General features: G+C 68.4%; 14 protein-coding genes. 3 read left to right on the plus strand and 11 right to left on the minus strand.

The window, feature by feature from the left end; translation table 11 throughout:
* Positions 1 to 2: 2 nt before the first annotated feature.
* The 4 genes from A5750_RS09075 to pdxS form a co-directional block, all read right to left on the minus strand.
* Positions 3 to 758 (minus strand): YebC/PmpR family DNA-binding transcriptional regulator, encoded by a 756-nt coding sequence (locus A5750_RS09075; RefSeq protein WP_067205682.1) that lies wholly within the window; start codon positions 756 to 758, stop codon positions 3 to 5.
* Positions 759 to 972: 214 nt separating this feature from the next.
* Positions 973 to 1,569, minus strand: a complete 597-nt coding sequence (gene pdxT, locus A5750_RS09080; RefSeq protein WP_067262169.1) for a pyridoxal 5'-phosphate synthase glutaminase subunit PdxT — start codon at positions 1,567 to 1,569, stop codon at positions 973 to 975.
* Positions 1,566 to 2,411: an acyl-CoA thioesterase II gene (tesB, locus tag A5750_RS09085; RefSeq protein ID WP_067262170.1), complete on the minus strand. Its 846-nt coding sequence runs from the start codon at positions 2,409 to 2,411 to the stop codon at positions 1,566 to 1,568. The genes pdxT and tesB overlap by 4 nt, the downstream gene beginning before the upstream one ends.
* Before the next feature lie 9 nt (positions 2,412 to 2,420).
* A complete protein-coding gene (pdxS, locus tag A5750_RS09090; protein ID WP_231989162.1) occupies positions 2,421 to 3,269 on the minus strand; it encodes a pyridoxal 5'-phosphate synthase lyase subunit PdxS in 849 nt (282 codons plus the stop codon).
* A 284-nt stretch (positions 3,270 to 3,553) separates the two neighbouring features.
* Between pdxS and A5750_RS09100 the strand changes: the two genes are divergently transcribed.
* Complete coding sequence (locus A5750_RS09100) at positions 3,554 to 4,630, plus strand: PPE family protein (RefSeq protein WP_082959075.1); 1,077 nt, start codon at positions 3,554 to 3,556, stop codon at positions 4,628 to 4,630.
* Between the two features lie 12 nt (positions 4,631 to 4,642).
* Positions 4,643 to 5,842, plus strand: a complete 1,200-nt coding sequence (locus A5750_RS09105) for a PE-PPE domain-containing protein (RefSeq protein ID WP_067262172.1) — start codon at positions 4,643 to 4,645, stop codon at positions 5,840 to 5,842.
* Positions 5,843 to 5,847: 5 nt separating this feature from the next.
* Here A5750_RS09105 and A5750_RS09110 read toward each other — a convergent pair whose 3' ends face one another.
* Genes A5750_RS09110 through thrS form a run of 6 tightly spaced genes read right to left on the minus strand, consistent with a single transcriptional unit; the run spans position 5,848 to position 12,220 of the window.
* Positions 5,848 to 6,873, minus strand: a complete 1,026-nt coding sequence (locus tag A5750_RS09110) for an NUDIX hydrolase (protein WP_067262176.1) — start codon at positions 6,871 to 6,873, stop codon at positions 5,848 to 5,850.
* On the minus strand, positions 6,873 to 7,997 hold the full coding sequence (locus A5750_RS09115; RefSeq protein WP_066950045.1) for a glycosyltransferase family 4 protein: 1,125 nt from the start codon (positions 7,995 to 7,997) through the stop codon (positions 6,873 to 6,875). Before A5750_RS09115 ends, A5750_RS09110 begins: the two co-directional genes overlap by 1 nt.
* Positions 7,997 to 8,926 (minus strand): phosphatidylinositol mannoside acyltransferase, encoded by a 930-nt coding sequence (locus A5750_RS09120; RefSeq protein WP_066950578.1) that lies wholly within the window; start codon positions 8,924 to 8,926, stop codon positions 7,997 to 7,999. Before A5750_RS09120 ends, A5750_RS09115 begins: the two co-directional genes overlap by 1 nt.
* 8 nt (positions 8,927 to 8,934) lie before the next feature.
* A complete protein-coding gene (pgsA, locus tag A5750_RS09125; protein ID WP_066950047.1) occupies positions 8,935 to 9,567 on the minus strand; it encodes a phosphatidylinositol phosphate synthase in 633 nt (210 codons plus the stop codon).
* 13 nt (positions 9,568 to 9,580) lie between these two features.
* Positions 9,581 to 10,153 carry an HIT domain-containing protein gene (locus A5750_RS09130; protein ID WP_066950050.1) on the minus strand — a complete coding sequence of 191 codons (573 nt, stop codon included), beginning with the start codon at positions 10,151 to 10,153 and terminating at the stop codon, positions 9,581 to 9,583.
* Between the two features lie 3 nt (positions 10,154 to 10,156).
* Positions 10,157 to 12,220, minus strand: a complete 2,064-nt coding sequence (gene thrS / locus A5750_RS09135) for a threonine--tRNA ligase (RefSeq protein ID WP_067262178.1) — start codon at positions 12,218 to 12,220, stop codon at positions 10,157 to 10,159.
* 130 nt (positions 12,221 to 12,350) lie between these two features.
* Here thrS and A5750_RS25785 point away from each other — a divergent pair, with 130 nt between their 5' ends.
* Entirely contained in the window at positions 12,351 to 12,497 is a 147-nt protein-coding gene (locus A5750_RS25785; RefSeq protein ID WP_156659322.1) for a hypothetical protein, read from the plus strand.
* Here the strand turns inward: A5750_RS25785 and A5750_RS09140 are convergent.
* Positions 12,478 to 13,104 (minus strand): PaaI family thioesterase, encoded by a 627-nt coding sequence (locus tag A5750_RS09140; RefSeq protein ID WP_066950057.1) that lies wholly within the window; start codon positions 13,102 to 13,104, stop codon positions 12,478 to 12,480. The genes A5750_RS25785 and A5750_RS09140 overlap by 20 nt on opposite strands.
* Positions 13,105 to 13,124 lie beyond the last annotated feature (20 nt).

The raw sequence follows: 13,124 nt of genomic DNA on the forward strand, positions 1-13,124 counted from the left end.
GGTTACTCCTCGTCGAGAGCGGCCAGCACCTCGTCCGACAGATCGACGTTGGTCCAGACGTTCTGCACATCGTCGCTGTCCTCGAGGGCGTCGACGAGCTTGAACACCTTCCGGGCGCCGTCGACGTCCACCGGCACGCTGACCGAAGGCTGGAAGCTGGCCTCGGCGGACTCGTAGTCGATACCGGCGTCCTGCAACGCGGTGCGCACCGCGACCAGATCGGTTGGCTCCGAGATGATCTCGAAGCTCTCACCGAGGTCGTTGACGTCCTCGGCGCCGGCGTCGAGAACCGCCGTCAGCACGTCGTCTTCAGTGAGCCCGTTCTTCTCCAGCGTGACGACCCCCTTGCGGGTGAACAGATACGAGACCGAGCCCGGATCGGCCATGGTGCCGCCGTTGCGGGTCACCGCCACCCGGACCTCGCCGGCGGCGCGGTTGCGGTTGTCGGTCAGGCATTCGATCAGCACCGCCACGCCGTTGGGCCCGTAGCCCTCGTACATGATCGTCTGGTAGTCGGCGCCGCCGGCTTCCTCGCCGGCGCCGCGCTTGCGGGCACGCTCGATGTTGTCGTTGGGCACCGAGGTCTTCTTCGCCTTCTGGATGGCGTCGTACAGCGTCGGATTGCCCGCCGGGTCCCCACCGCCGGTCCGCGCGGCGACCTCGATGTTCTTGATGAGCCGGGCGAACTCCTTGCCGCGGCGCGCGTCTTTGACGGCCTTCTGATGCTTGGTGGTGGCCCACTTGGAATGGCCGCTCATTGGTGTCTCTTACCTCTTCTGTCTTCGAAGTTTCGCCAGACGAGTCTACGTGGGCGGGTGGCGGCGATCGCCCGGCCGCTCCCCTAGCGGCCCAGCCGCCTCAGCAGTCACAAGGACCCAGGGATATGCGCCTTCCCGAAATTGATATCGCGCGCGCTATCAATTTCCGGGATCGCAGCACCACCCGAAAACTGGTGCGGATGTGACCGGTGCGTCAGGCGTTGCCGTTGACAATGTCCACGAAGAGCTGGTGGACGCGCCGGTCGCCGGTCATCTCGGGGTGAAACGCCGTCGCCAGCTTCGCGCCTTGCCGCACCGCGACCGTGTGCCCGGACGCTTCGGCCAGCGCCTGCACGTCGGCGCCGGCGCGCTCCACCCAGGGGGCGCGGATGAACACCGCGCGCACCGGACCGTCCAAACCGGCGAACGGTATGTCGCCCTCGAACGAGTCGACCTGCCGCCCAAAGGCGTTGCGTCGCACGGTCATATCGATCGCACGCAGCGGCAGCGCCTCCCGGCCGCCCGCGCCGGCGTCGAGGATTTCGCTGGCCAGCAGGATCATCCCGGCGCACGCGCCATAGGCGGGCAGCCCGTCGGCCAGCAGGCCCCGCAACGGCTCGAGCAGGCCGAGGTCGAGCAGCAGGTGGCTCATCGTGGTCGACTCCCCACCGGGAATGACCAGCCCGTCCACCGACTCGAGTTCGCTGCGCCGGCGCACCGGCATCGACTCGGCGCCCGCCTCGCGCAGGGCCGCCAGGTGCTCGCGGGTGTCACCCTGCAGCGCCAGGACCCCGATCCGCGGGGCGCTCACTGGTTGGTCGGCTGGTATCCGCGTTTGAAGCGGGTCAGCCCCTCCTGCATGACCGCTGCCACCATCTCGCCGGACTGCGTGAAGATCTTGCCCTGGCACAGCGAGCGGCCGCCGCTGGCCGACGGCGAACTCTGGTCATACAGCAGCCATTCGTCCGCCCGGAACGGCCGCATGAACCACATCGCGTGATCCAGCGAGGCCACCTGCAGGTGCTCGCGCACGTCGAGGTGGGTGACCTGGGCCGACCCCAGCAGCGTCAGGTCGCTCATGTAGGCCAGCGCGCAGATGTGCAGCACCGGATCGTCCGGCAGCGGGTCACGGTGGCGGAACCACACCTGCTGCTGGGATGCCTTGCCGGGCGACAGCTGCAAGCGCTCGCGCGGCACGATGCAGACGTCCCACTCCTCGAACTGCTTGAAGCCGGCGTCGTCGAACACCTTGATCGAGTCCAGACCGGGCAGCCCGTCTGGCGGCGGCGCCGCCGGCATGACGTCCTGGTGGTGGATGCCCTCCTGGTCGGTCTGGAAGGACGCCCCCATGCTGAAGATGATTTCGCCGTGCTGAATGGCATTGACGCGCCGGGTGGCAAACGAGCCGCCGTCGCGGGTGCGCTCGACGATGAAGACCGTGGGCTCGTTGGCGTCCCCGGGTCGCAGGAAGTAACCGTGCAGCGAGTGCACCTGGTAGCGCGGGTCGACCGTGCGCACCGCCGACACCAGTGACTGCCCGGCCACGTGGCCACCGAACGTGCGCTGGAAATATCCCGACTCCGGGCTGAACACCCGACCGCGGTAGATGTTGACCTCGAGTTGCTCGAGATCAAGGATCTCTTCGATCGCCACGGACTGTTTTTACCAGCCGCGTTCGGCAAGCCGGTGGGGCTGCGCGATCTGCTCGACGTTGATCCCCACCATGGCCTCGCCCAGCCCGCGCGACACCTTGGCCAACACGTCCGGGTCGTCGTAGAACGTGGTGGCCTTGACGATGGCGGCGGCGCGCTGCGCGGGATCCCCCGACTTGAAGATCCCCGAGCCGACGAACACGCCCTCGGCTCCGAGCTGCATCATCATCGCCGCGTCGGCCGGCGTGGCGATGCCGCCCGCGGTGAACAGGGTGACCGGCAGCTTGCCGGCCCGGGCCACCTCGACGACCAGGTCGTAGGGCGCCCGCAATTCCTTTGCGGCGACGAACAATTCGTCGTCCGACATCGACATCAGCCGCCTGATCTCGCCACCGATCGCCCGCATGTGCGTGGTCGCGTTGGAGACGTCGCCGGTACCGGCCTCGCCCTTGGACCGGATCATCGCCGCGCCCTCGCTGATGCGGCGCAGGGCCTCGCCCAGATTGGTGGCCCCGCACACGAACGGCACGGTGAACTTCCACTTGTCGATGTGGTGGGTGTAGTCCGCGGGGGTCAGCACCTCGGACTCGTCGACGTAGTCGACGCCGAGGCTCTGCAGGATCTGGGCCTCGACGAAGTGCCCGATGCGCGCCTTGGCCATCACCGGGATCGTCACCGCAGCGATGATGCCCTCGATCATGTCGGGGTCGCTCATCCGCGACACGCCGCCCTGGGCGCGGATGTCGGCGGGCACCCGCTCCAGCGCCATCACCGCGACGGCGCCGGCGCCCTCCGCGATGCGGGCCTGCTCCGGGGTGACGACGTCCATGATGACGCCGCCCTTGAGCATCTCGGCCATGCCGCGCTTGACGCGCGCGGTGCCGGTTCCGCTGCCGTTGGGTGACGCGGCGGTATCCACTGCTGATCTCCTTCAACCGTTGTCACCCCAGTCTAGTGGGGGCGGGAGACGAGTTTTCCCACTGTGGACCCACAAAAGGGGCCGATTGGCCCTAGGCCCGTAAATCGACCCCTTGCTACACACTTCATGGTTAGTTTGCTCACATCGCGGATTCGAACACGACGAATAGCGGGCCGCCTCGCACCGGGGATGGCGGCCGCCGACCTGGCTGAGGAGGGGTCAGGATGTTGCCGGATTTCGTGCTCTTGCCGCCGGAGATCAACTCCGCGCGGATGTATGCGGGACCGCGCTCGGGTTCGATGTGGGCAGCGGCGGCGGCGTGGGACGCGTTGGCCGCCCAGTTGGGCTCCGCGGCAAGTTCCTTCCAGTCGACGGTGTCGACCCTGACGGGTGGGGCATGGCAGGGTCCCGCGTCGATGACGATGGCGACGGCCGCCGCACCGTACGTGCAGTGGATGACCGCGACGTCGGCGCAGGCAGAGTCGGTGGCCAACCAAACCCGGTTGTCGGCAGCCGCGTTCGAGGCGGCGTTCACCGCGACGGTGCCCCCGGAGGTGGTTGCGGCCAACCGGGCGCTGCTGGCATCGCTCATCGCGACCAACCTCCTGGGCCAGAACACCGCGGCTATCGCGGCGACCGAAGCCCAGTACGCCGAGATGTGGGCCCAGGACGTGACGGCGATGACCGCCTACGACGCCAGTACCCGGGCGGCCGAGGCGACGTGGACCCCGTTCAGCAACCCACCCCTCACCCTGACGAGCCTGCCCACCCCGACCTTCACCTCGTTCGGGGAGCAGCTTTTTCAGGCCCTGACCCAGACGCTGACCCAGCAGCTGATGAACCCGATGTCGCAGCTGCAGATGCTCTCGACGCCCGCCCAGTTCGCGATGCAGCCCATGAACATGATGGTGGGCCAGCTGATGTCCGGCACCAATCCGTTGCTGAGCGGCGCGGGCAGCGTCCCCGCGATGGATCCGGTCGTGGCGTCGACGGTCAGCCCCGGCACCGGCGGCCCCATGACCGCGCAGCTCGCCGGGCGCGTGGTCTCGGCCAGTACGGGCCGGGCCGGTTCGATTGGGGCGCTGTCCGTCCCGGCGAGCTGGGCCGGCGCGGCGCCGGCGGCGGCCCCGACTCCCGCGGCCACGGTGGCACCCAGTGCCCCGGTCAGCCCCATTTCGGCGAGCCTGCCCACCACGCCGCACCTGCCCTCCACGGGCATCCCCGGGCGGGGGACGGCCACGGCCACACATTCGATCGCCGGAACGCGCGAAGGCCTGACACCGCGCGCGGTGCCGAGTTAGTCAGGAGCGGCGATGTCGTTCGTGATCACCGACCCCGACGCCATGGCGGCGGCCGCCGACGAGCTGCAAGCGATCGGCTCGTCCATGGAGGCGACGAACGCGGCCGTGGCCGCCCCCACGACGGGAGTGCTACCGCCGGCTACGGATTCGGTGTCGGTGCGCGTGGCGGCGATGCTGGACACGCATGCCCAGCAGTACCAGGCGCTCAGCGCGCAGGCGGAACTGTTTCACAACCAGTTCGTGGAGACCCTGATCACGGCAAAGACCGCGTACGCCGAAACAGAGGCCACGAACGCGGCCGCCATGCAGTCGTCGACGGGGTCGGACAAGATCGCGCTGATCATGGGCGGCACCGGCAACCCGTCGCCGGACCTCAGGTACATGACGTCCATCGAACAGGCGTATCTCGCCCAGAATTACTCCGGGTACACCCTGGTGAGTTTGCGTACGCCTGAACAGTTTTGGCCGATCACCGGGCTCGGCAGCGAAACCTTCGGCAAGTCGGTCTACCAGGGTGTGGCAACGCTGAACAGTGCAATCCTGACTCAGACCGCCGCCGGCAATCACGTTGTCGTCGTCGGTTATTCGCAGAGCGCGACCATTGCCAGCATGGAAATGCGCTACCTTCAGGCTCTGCCGGCCGCCCTACGGCCGAGTCAGGACCTGCTGAACTTCGTATTGCTCGCCGACCCGAACAATCCGATGGGCGGCATCTTGACGCACTTCATTCCGGGCTTCGGTGCGTTTCACTTCGCCACCCCGCTGACGACGTCCTACGCGACCTCCATTTTCACGCTGCAATACGACGCGATTGCCGACTTCCCGCTGCATCCCTTGTGGCTCCCGTCGGACCTCAACGCCCTTTTCGGGTTCCTGGATCTGCACCACACGGTCCCCTTCCTCTCCGCGGCACAAGTCGCCAGCGCCCTGCACGAGCAGATCGGCAACCTGACCTTCTATTTCATGCCCACCACACAATTGCCGCTGCTCGATCCGCTGCGCATGTTCCTGCCCATCATCGGAAATCCGTTGGCAGACTTGCTGCAACCGTTCCTCAAGCCGATCGTCGACCTGGGCTATGCGCCCGGGCTCTTCCCGGGTCCGGTGAGCATTGCGGGGTATCTCGGCCCAGGCGTCGCGTCCGGAATTGGGAACCCGCTGTTTGCGGGATTGCCGCCGTTGGTCTCCAACGGTCTACCGAGCGGGTTCTGACCGCGTCAGCGGATCGATTGCAGCGGGCCCGGCGCGCGGCCGCCGGCCAGCGCGGCCGCGTCGGTGAGCAGTTCGGACAGCTGCATCGGGTACACCGTCTCACCGGCCGCGCCCAGTCGGGCGATCTCAGCGGAATCACACCAGCGGTGGCCGTGGATGTAGCTGCGTTCCAAGTCCGTTCGGTCCGCAGCGGACGGCTCGAAGCGGTGGGTGCGGTGTACGAAGTAGAACTCTTCGCTGTCGATCAAGGCGCCGTTGAACTCGAACACCTCGTCACGCCGCCACACGGGGCCGATCATCTCCGCCGGCGCCACTCGTAACCCGGTCTCTTCGGCCAACTCCCGGGCGGCCGCCTCGGCCAGCCGCTCCCCCTTGCGCACCTCGCCGCCCACGGTGATCCACCACCTCGGCGCGTGATCGCGGGCGATCGCCGGATCCGAACCGCGCAGCAGCAGCACCGCGCCGGTCTCGTCGAGCAGCACCACGCGCGCGGACGTGCGGTGGCTGAGCACCCCGTGGTCTCCGTGGGCCAGCGCGTGCGGCCGCTCGACGATCTCGAAATAGCTGGGCAGCGCGGCGGTTCCGCCGAGACGGAGCGTCCGCACCAGGAATCGTTCGCGCAGTGCCAAGGTGTCCCGCACGGCGTCGTTGTGGAAGCGGCGGGCCAGCACCACCCTGGCCGCCGCGTCGGCCAGCTCGGCGATCAGCCCGGCCGGCAGCGACGCCGGATCGACGATCGCCAGCGCGGCCGAAAGCTCGTTCTCGCACGACTCACGCGCCTGCCGCGGCGCGGCCTCGGCGGCGTCGGCCAGCGCGGCCAGCCGCCTGCCCTCGGAGGCACCGCCGTAGGCGTCGATGGCGACCGCACGCGCGACGACCGCGCGCCGCGCCAGCGCACCGTCGAGCGCCTGCCACGACAGGTCGTAGCGGACGTGCAGCCGGTCCAGCCGGTTGGCCGTCTGATACGCCCAGGCACCCAATATCGCCAGGAGCCCCACCAGTATCGCGATGGGAACGATCAGCCACGTCATCAGCTCGCCACCTTGACCTTGGCGCCGGCCGCGGCGACCGTCTCGTATACGCGTGTGATCTGGCTGGCCACCACCGACCAGTCGTAGCGCTGGACCGCGGCCGAACCGGCCGCCACGTAGCGTTCGCGCAGCACATCGTTTTCTAGCACCGAGACAAGGGCATCCGCGAGCGCTACGCCGTCGCCGACTGGCACCAGGCACCCGACTTCGCCGTCACACAACACGCGCCGGAAGGCGTCGAGGTCGCTGGCGACCACCGCGGTGCCGGCGGCCATCGCCTCGACGAGGACGATGCCGAAGCTCTCGCCGCCGAGGTGCGGCGCGCAGTACACGTCGGCGCTGCGCATCGCCGAGGCCTTCCCGGCGTCGTCGACCTGACCCAGAAAGCGAATATGCTTCACCAATTCGCCTGCCTGGCCGCGCAATTCGTCCTCGTCGCCGCGGCCGACGATGAGCAGCTGCACATCCGGCAAGCGCTGGACCACCCCGGGCAGGGCGTCGAGCAGGACCGACATGCCCTTGCGCGGCTCGTCGTAGCGGCCCAGGAACAGTACCGTCTTGCCCGGCCGCGGGTAGCCGTCCAGCGGCGGCGCCGAGGCGAACGAGTCGACGTCTACCCCGTTGGGGATCTCGACCGCGTCGGTGCCGAGCGCCTCCATCTGCCAGCGGCGGGCCAGGTCGGATACGGCGATCCGGCCGACGATCTTCTCGTGCATCGGGCGCAGGATGCCCTGAAACACCGTCAGCGTCAGCGACTTGGTGGTTGAGGTGTGAAACGTCGCAACGATCGGCCCCGCGGCGATGTTGAGGGCCAGCATCGACAAGCTCGGCGCGTTCGGCTCGTGCAGGTGAAGGACGTCGAAATCGCCTTCGGCAAGCCACTTCTTGACCTTGCGGTGCGTCGCCGGGCCGAACCGCAGCCGGGCCACCGAGCCGTTGTAGGGAATGGGGACGGCCTTGCCGGCGGAGACGACGTAGTCGGGCAGGGCCGCGTGCGGCGAAGCCGGAGCGAGGACGCTGACGTCGTGGCCGCGCCTGCGCATCACCTCGGCCAGCTGCAGGACGTGCGACTGCACCCCGCCCGGCACGTCGAACGAGTATGGGCAGACCATCCCGATCCGCATCAGGTCTCCCTGAGCCGCGCCCGTTTGGCGTCCGACAGGTCGGCCAGCCACTGGGGTTGCAGCATGTGCCAGTCCTCGGGGTGGGCGGCGATGTTCTCGGCGAACCGGTCGGCCAGCGCCTGGGTGATGGCCTGCACGTCGCCGCTGCTGCAGTCCAGCGGCGGCTGGATCCAGACCCGCGAACCGTCGTCGGCGAACCAGCAATGCGAGGGCAGCAGCGCCGCCCCGGTCTCGATCGCCAGCTTCGCCGGCCCGGCCGGCATCCGGGTGGGTTCACCAAAGAACTCGACCTCGACGCCGGAGCGGGTGAGGTCACGTTCGGCCATCAGGCAGACCACCCGGTTGTCGCGCAGCCGGTCACACAGCACCTCGAAGGGCGGCCGGTCGCCGCCGGACAGCGGCAGCACCTCGAAGCCGAGGCTTTCCCGGTAGTCGATGAAACGCCGATACAGCGATTCGGGTTTGAGCCGCTCGGCGACGGTAGTGAAGGTGCCGCGCGTCTGCGCCAGCCACACCCCGGCCATGTCCCAGTTGCCGCTGTGCGGCAACGCGCAGACCGCCCCGCGGCCCTTCGCCAGCGCCGCGTCCAGGTTGTCTGCCCCCTTGAATGTCTCGTCGAGTTGGCGGGCGACCGCGCGAAGATCCATCCCCGGCAGGCGAAACGCCTCACGCCAGTAGCGGGCGTAGGAGGCCAGCGAGGCCCGCATCAGCGCGTCGGGCACCTCGGCGGGCGGCACGCCGATGACGCGGGCCAGGTTCTTGCGCAGTTGGTCCGGGCCGCCGCCGCGGGCCGCATAGCGGGCGCCCGCCCCGAAAGCGGTGCGCGCGGCGAATTCCGGCATCGCGCGCACGGCCATCCAGCCGGCGGCGTACCCCCAGTCGCTCGCGGTGCCGGATGCCAGGCGGCGGGGGGTGGCGATCAAACCCATGCCCGGGATCACGGCATACGCTCCGTCGCGCCCGGCGAGGTCCACACGGTGCGCAACCGCTGTACGCAGGTGACCACGCTGGCCGCCGCCAGCAGCCACATCGCCACCGCCAAGGCGGGTGGCCAGGCGACGAAGGGGAAGTCGGACACGCCCGCACCTACCAGCACGATGATCAACCTTTCCGGCCGCTCGATGATGCCACCGTCGCCGCGCAGTCCGCTGGCTTCGGCCCGCGCCTTGATGTAAGAGATGACCTGCGACGTGACGAGGCAGATCAACGTCGCCACCGTCAGCAGCTTGTCGTGCAGGCCGAAGGCGATCCACCAGAGCAGTCCGCAGAACACCGCGCCGTCGCTGACCCGGTCGCACGTGGCGTCCAGCACGGCGCCGAAGCGGGTGCCGCCCCCGCGCTCCCGGGCCATCGCCCCATCGAGCATGTCGAACAGCACGAAAAACCAGACCACGCAGCCACCGACGAACAGCTTGCCCATCGGGAAGAGCGTGAGCGCACCCGCCACAGATCCGGCTGTGCCCAAGATGGTGACCGCGTCGGGGGTCAAACCCAGCCGCAGACACGCCCTGGCGGTCGGAGTGGTGAGCCGCGCGAACGCCGCCCGCGACAGGAACGGCACCTTACTCATGTGCGCCCGAGCCTCATGGCTGCTTTGTCCACTCCGTGGCCAGCAACCGCCGGGTTTCGCGCAGCAACTGCGGGATCACCTTCGAGCCGCCGATGATGGTGATGAAGTTCGCGTCGCCGCCCCAGCGCGGCACGACGTGCACGTGCAGGTGTTCGGCCAGTGAACCGCCCGCCGAGGTCCCCAGGTTCAGCCCGACGTTGAAGCCGTGCGGCCGCGAAACGTTCTTGATGACGCGAATTGCCTTCTGTATGAAGGCCATCAACTCCGCGCTCTCGTCCTCGGTGAGGTCCTCGAGCTCGGACACTCGCCGGTACGGCACCACCATCAGGTGCCCGGGGTTGTACGGGTAGAGGTTGAGGACGGCGTAGACGAGCTCGCCGCGGGCGACCACCAGGCCTTCCTCGTCGGACAGTCGCGGGATGTCGGTGAACGGCTGCTCGGTCTTGCCCGCGGAGTTGGGGTCGCGCTTCATCGGCGCCTCGGCCAGATAGTTCATCCGGTACGGCGTCCAGAGACGTTGCAGGTGGTCACTTTCGCCGACGCCCGTGTCCAGGATGGTGTCGTCGGCGTGCTCCTCTTCGGTCACTGTTTACTCACCGCCGGTCACCTTTACGAGTTCGGCTGTGGGAGCAGCATTTTGGCGATCGGCGATCCAAGCCACGATGGCGTCGACGGCGCTGTCCCGTGGCACACCGTTGATCTGCGTGCGGTCACCGAAGCGGAAGCTGACGGCACCGGCCTCGACGTCGCGGTCACCGGCCAGCAACATGAACGGGACGCGCTGGTTGGTGTGGTGGACGATCTTCTTGGCCATCCGGTCGTCACTGGCATCCACCTCCACCCGCACACCGTGCGATTTGAGCTGCGCGGCAATGCTTTCCAGGTAGGGCACGTGTTCGTCGGCGACGGGGATGCCGACCACCTGCACGGGCGCCAGCCACGCCGGGAACGCGCCGGCGTAGTGCTCGGTGAGGATGCCGAAGAACCGCTCGATGGACCCGAACAGCGCGCGGTGGATCAGCACCGGACGCTGACGCGAACCGTCGGCGGCGGTGTATTCCAGCTCGAAGCGGTCCGGCATGTTGAAGTCGAGCTGGATGGTCGACATCTGCCAGCTCCGGCCCAGCGCGTCCTTGACCTGCACCGAGATCTTCGGGCCGTAAAACGCCGCGCCGCCGGGGTCGGGGATCAGCTCCAGCCCGGAGGCCAAGCCGACGTCGCGCAGGACCTCGGTGGCCTCGTCCCATATCTCGTCAGACCCGGAGTACTTCTCCGGGTCCTTGGTGGACAGCTCGAGGTAGAAGTCGTTGAGCCCGTAGTCGGCCAGCAGGTCGAGCACGAAGTGCAGCACCGACGCCAGCTCGTCGCGCATCTGCTCACGCGTGCAGTAGATGTGCGCGTCGTCCTGAGTCATGCCGCGCACCCGGGTCAGGCCGTGCACCACGCCGGATTTCTCGTAGCGATACACGCTGCCGAACTCGAAGAGCCGCAACGGAAGTTCGCGATACGACCGCCCGCGCGACCGGTAGATCAGGTGGTGCATCGGGCAGTTCATCGGCTTGAGGTAGTAGTCCTGGCCCGGCTTGCGCACCGTGCCGTCCTCGTTGAACTCGGCGTCGAGATGCATCGGCGGGTACATTCCGTCGGCGTACCACTCCAGGTGACCCGACGTGACGTACAGCTGCGCCTTGGTGATGTGCGGAGTGTTGACGAACTCGTACCCGGCCTCGATGTGCTTGCGCCGCGAGTACTCCTCCAGCTCCCTGCGCACGACGCCGCCCTTGGGGTGGAAAACCGCCAGCCCGGAACCGATTTCGTCGGGGAAGCTGAACAGGTCCAGTTCGGTGCCCAGCTTGCGGTGGTCGCGGCGCTGGGCTTCCTCAATCAGCTCGAGGTGGCGATCCAGCGCCTCCTGGGACTCCCACGCAGTGCCGTAGATGCGTTGCAGGCTGGCGTTTTTCTGGTCGCCCCGCCAGTAGGCGGCGGAACTTCGGGTCAGCTTGAACGCCGGGATGTGCTTGGTGGTCGGGATGTGCGGACCGCGGCACAGGTCGCCCCAAACCCTTTGCCGGCTGCGGGGATTGAGGTTGTCGTAGGCGGTGAGCTCGTCGCCACCGACCTCCATGATGTCGGGGTCGCCGGACTTGTCGTCGACGAGTTCGAGCTTGTACGGCTCGTTGGCCAACTCCGAGCGGGCCTCGTCTTTGGACTCATAGACGCGCCGGGAGAACAGCTGTCCCTCTTTGACGATCTGGCGCATCCGCTTTTCCAGCGCCGCCAGGTCCTCGGGGGTGAACGGCTCCGCCACATCGAAGTCGTAATAGAAGCCGTCGGTGATGGGCGGCCCGATGCCCAACTTGGCGTGCGGGAACAGACCCTGGACGGCCTGGGCCAGCACGTGCGCGGCCGAATGCCGGATGACGCTGCGGCCCTCGTCGGTGTTGGCGGCGATCGGGGCGACCTCGACGTCGGATTCGGGCACCCAACTCAGGTCGCGCAACCTGCCGCCGGCGTCGCGCACCACCACGACCGCGTCCGGGGAACCCCGGCCCGGCAGCCCCGCCTCCCGCACCGCGGCCGCCGCGGTGGTGCCGGCAGGAACCCGGATCGGGGCTCCATCGGCCTGCGGGGTGGGCTGCGCGGCGGCACTCATCGGGTCAATTCTCCAGGCTTGGACATGTCGGAACGATCGCGACCATGCTATCCGTGTGGCCGACCACCACCCCACACCGCCGGGCCACCACTGATTGACCCCTCGATCGGAGTGCGCCTACCGTGCCAGCGTGGTTACCACCATCGAACGGTTGGCCGGGTGGGCCGCTGACCTGCGTCTCGACGACGTCCCCGACGCGGTGGTCGACCTGTGCCGTACCCAACGCCGATCCGTGTTCGCGGCAGCCGGCTGGGCCGTCAGGGCTGACCCGGCTTGAGCCGCACGAACAGGGCGTCGGCCTCGGTCAGCGGGGTGTCGCCGTCGGTCAACCGGCCGGACACGAAGATCTTGCGCCCGTCCACCCGGTCGATGCCGGCGTCGAACTGCAATTCCTTTTCGATCGGCACGATGCGGCGGTAGTCGATCTTCAGGTAGGCAGTGCGCTGGTAGGGCCCCCCGGTGAGCACCGAGGACGTCAACCCGAGCACGCTGTCGAACAGCATGCCCAGGCAGCCGCCGTGCACGGCACCGTTGCGGCCCAGGTGAAACCGGGCGAACCGGGCCGAGCCCTGGATGCGGCCGTCGTCGGTCTTGCGGGCCTTCATGGGCACGGACAGGATGTTGCCGCGCATCGGCAGGTCCATGCGGCGCCCCGACGGGGACTCCCACTCGTCGGCGTCGAACGGGCTCAGCAGCGCCGACACCTTGTCCAGCAGGTTGGCGGCCTCGGTGATCACCGCGTCGGGCGCGTCGACGGCGCGGGCGTGGTCCTGCAGGGTGCGCACGGCATCGATGAACCTGCCGTAGTCGGGCCCGCCCTTGGTCGTCGGCTCCGGTGGGTTGAACCCGCCGCCGCGGTGCTGCTGATGTTCCGCCACCAGCACACCGTATTGCGCGGCAGAAG

This window comes from Mycobacterium sp. 852002-51613_SCH5001154 (assembly GCF_001667425.1).
In the GTDB taxonomy this organism is placed as follows: domain Bacteria; phylum Actinomycetota; class Actinomycetes; order Mycobacteriales; family Mycobacteriaceae; genus Mycobacterium.

Excerpts from the sequence above, each read along its gene's own strand:
- A5750_RS09075 (WP_067205682.1), bottom strand. The coding sequence starts at position 758 with ATGAGCGGCCATTCCAAGTGGGCCACCACCAAGCATCAGAAGGCCGTC.
- pdxS (WP_231989162.1), bottom strand. The coding sequence starts at position 3,269 with ATGGCCGAGATGCTCAAGGGCGGCGTCATCATGGACGTCGTCACCCCG.
- A5750_RS09100 (WP_082959075.1), top strand. The coding sequence starts at position 3,554 with ATGTTGCCGGATTTCGTGCTCTTGCCGCCGGAGATCAACTCCGCGCGG.
- A5750_RS09105 (WP_067262172.1), top strand. The coding sequence starts at position 4,643 with ATGTCGTTCGTGATCACCGACCCCGACGCCATGGCGGCGGCCGCCGAC.
- A5750_RS09110 (WP_067262176.1), bottom strand. The coding sequence starts at position 6,873 with ATGACGTGGCTGATCGTTCCCATCGCGATACTGGTGGGGCTCCTGGCG.
- A5750_RS09115 (WP_066950045.1), bottom strand. The coding sequence starts at position 7,997 with ATGCGGATCGGGATGGTCTGCCCATACTCGTTCGACGTGCCGGGCGGG.
- A5750_RS09120 (WP_066950578.1), bottom strand. The coding sequence starts at position 8,926 with ATGGGTTTGATCGCCACCCCCCGCCGCCTGGCATCCGGCACCGCGAGC.
- pgsA (WP_066950047.1), bottom strand. The coding sequence starts at position 9,567 with ATGAGTAAGGTGCCGTTCCTGTCGCGGGCGGCGTTCGCGCGGCTCACC.
- thrS (WP_067262178.1), bottom strand. The coding sequence starts at position 12,220 with ATGAGTGCCGCCGCGCAGCCCACCCCGCAGGCCGATGGAGCCCCGATC.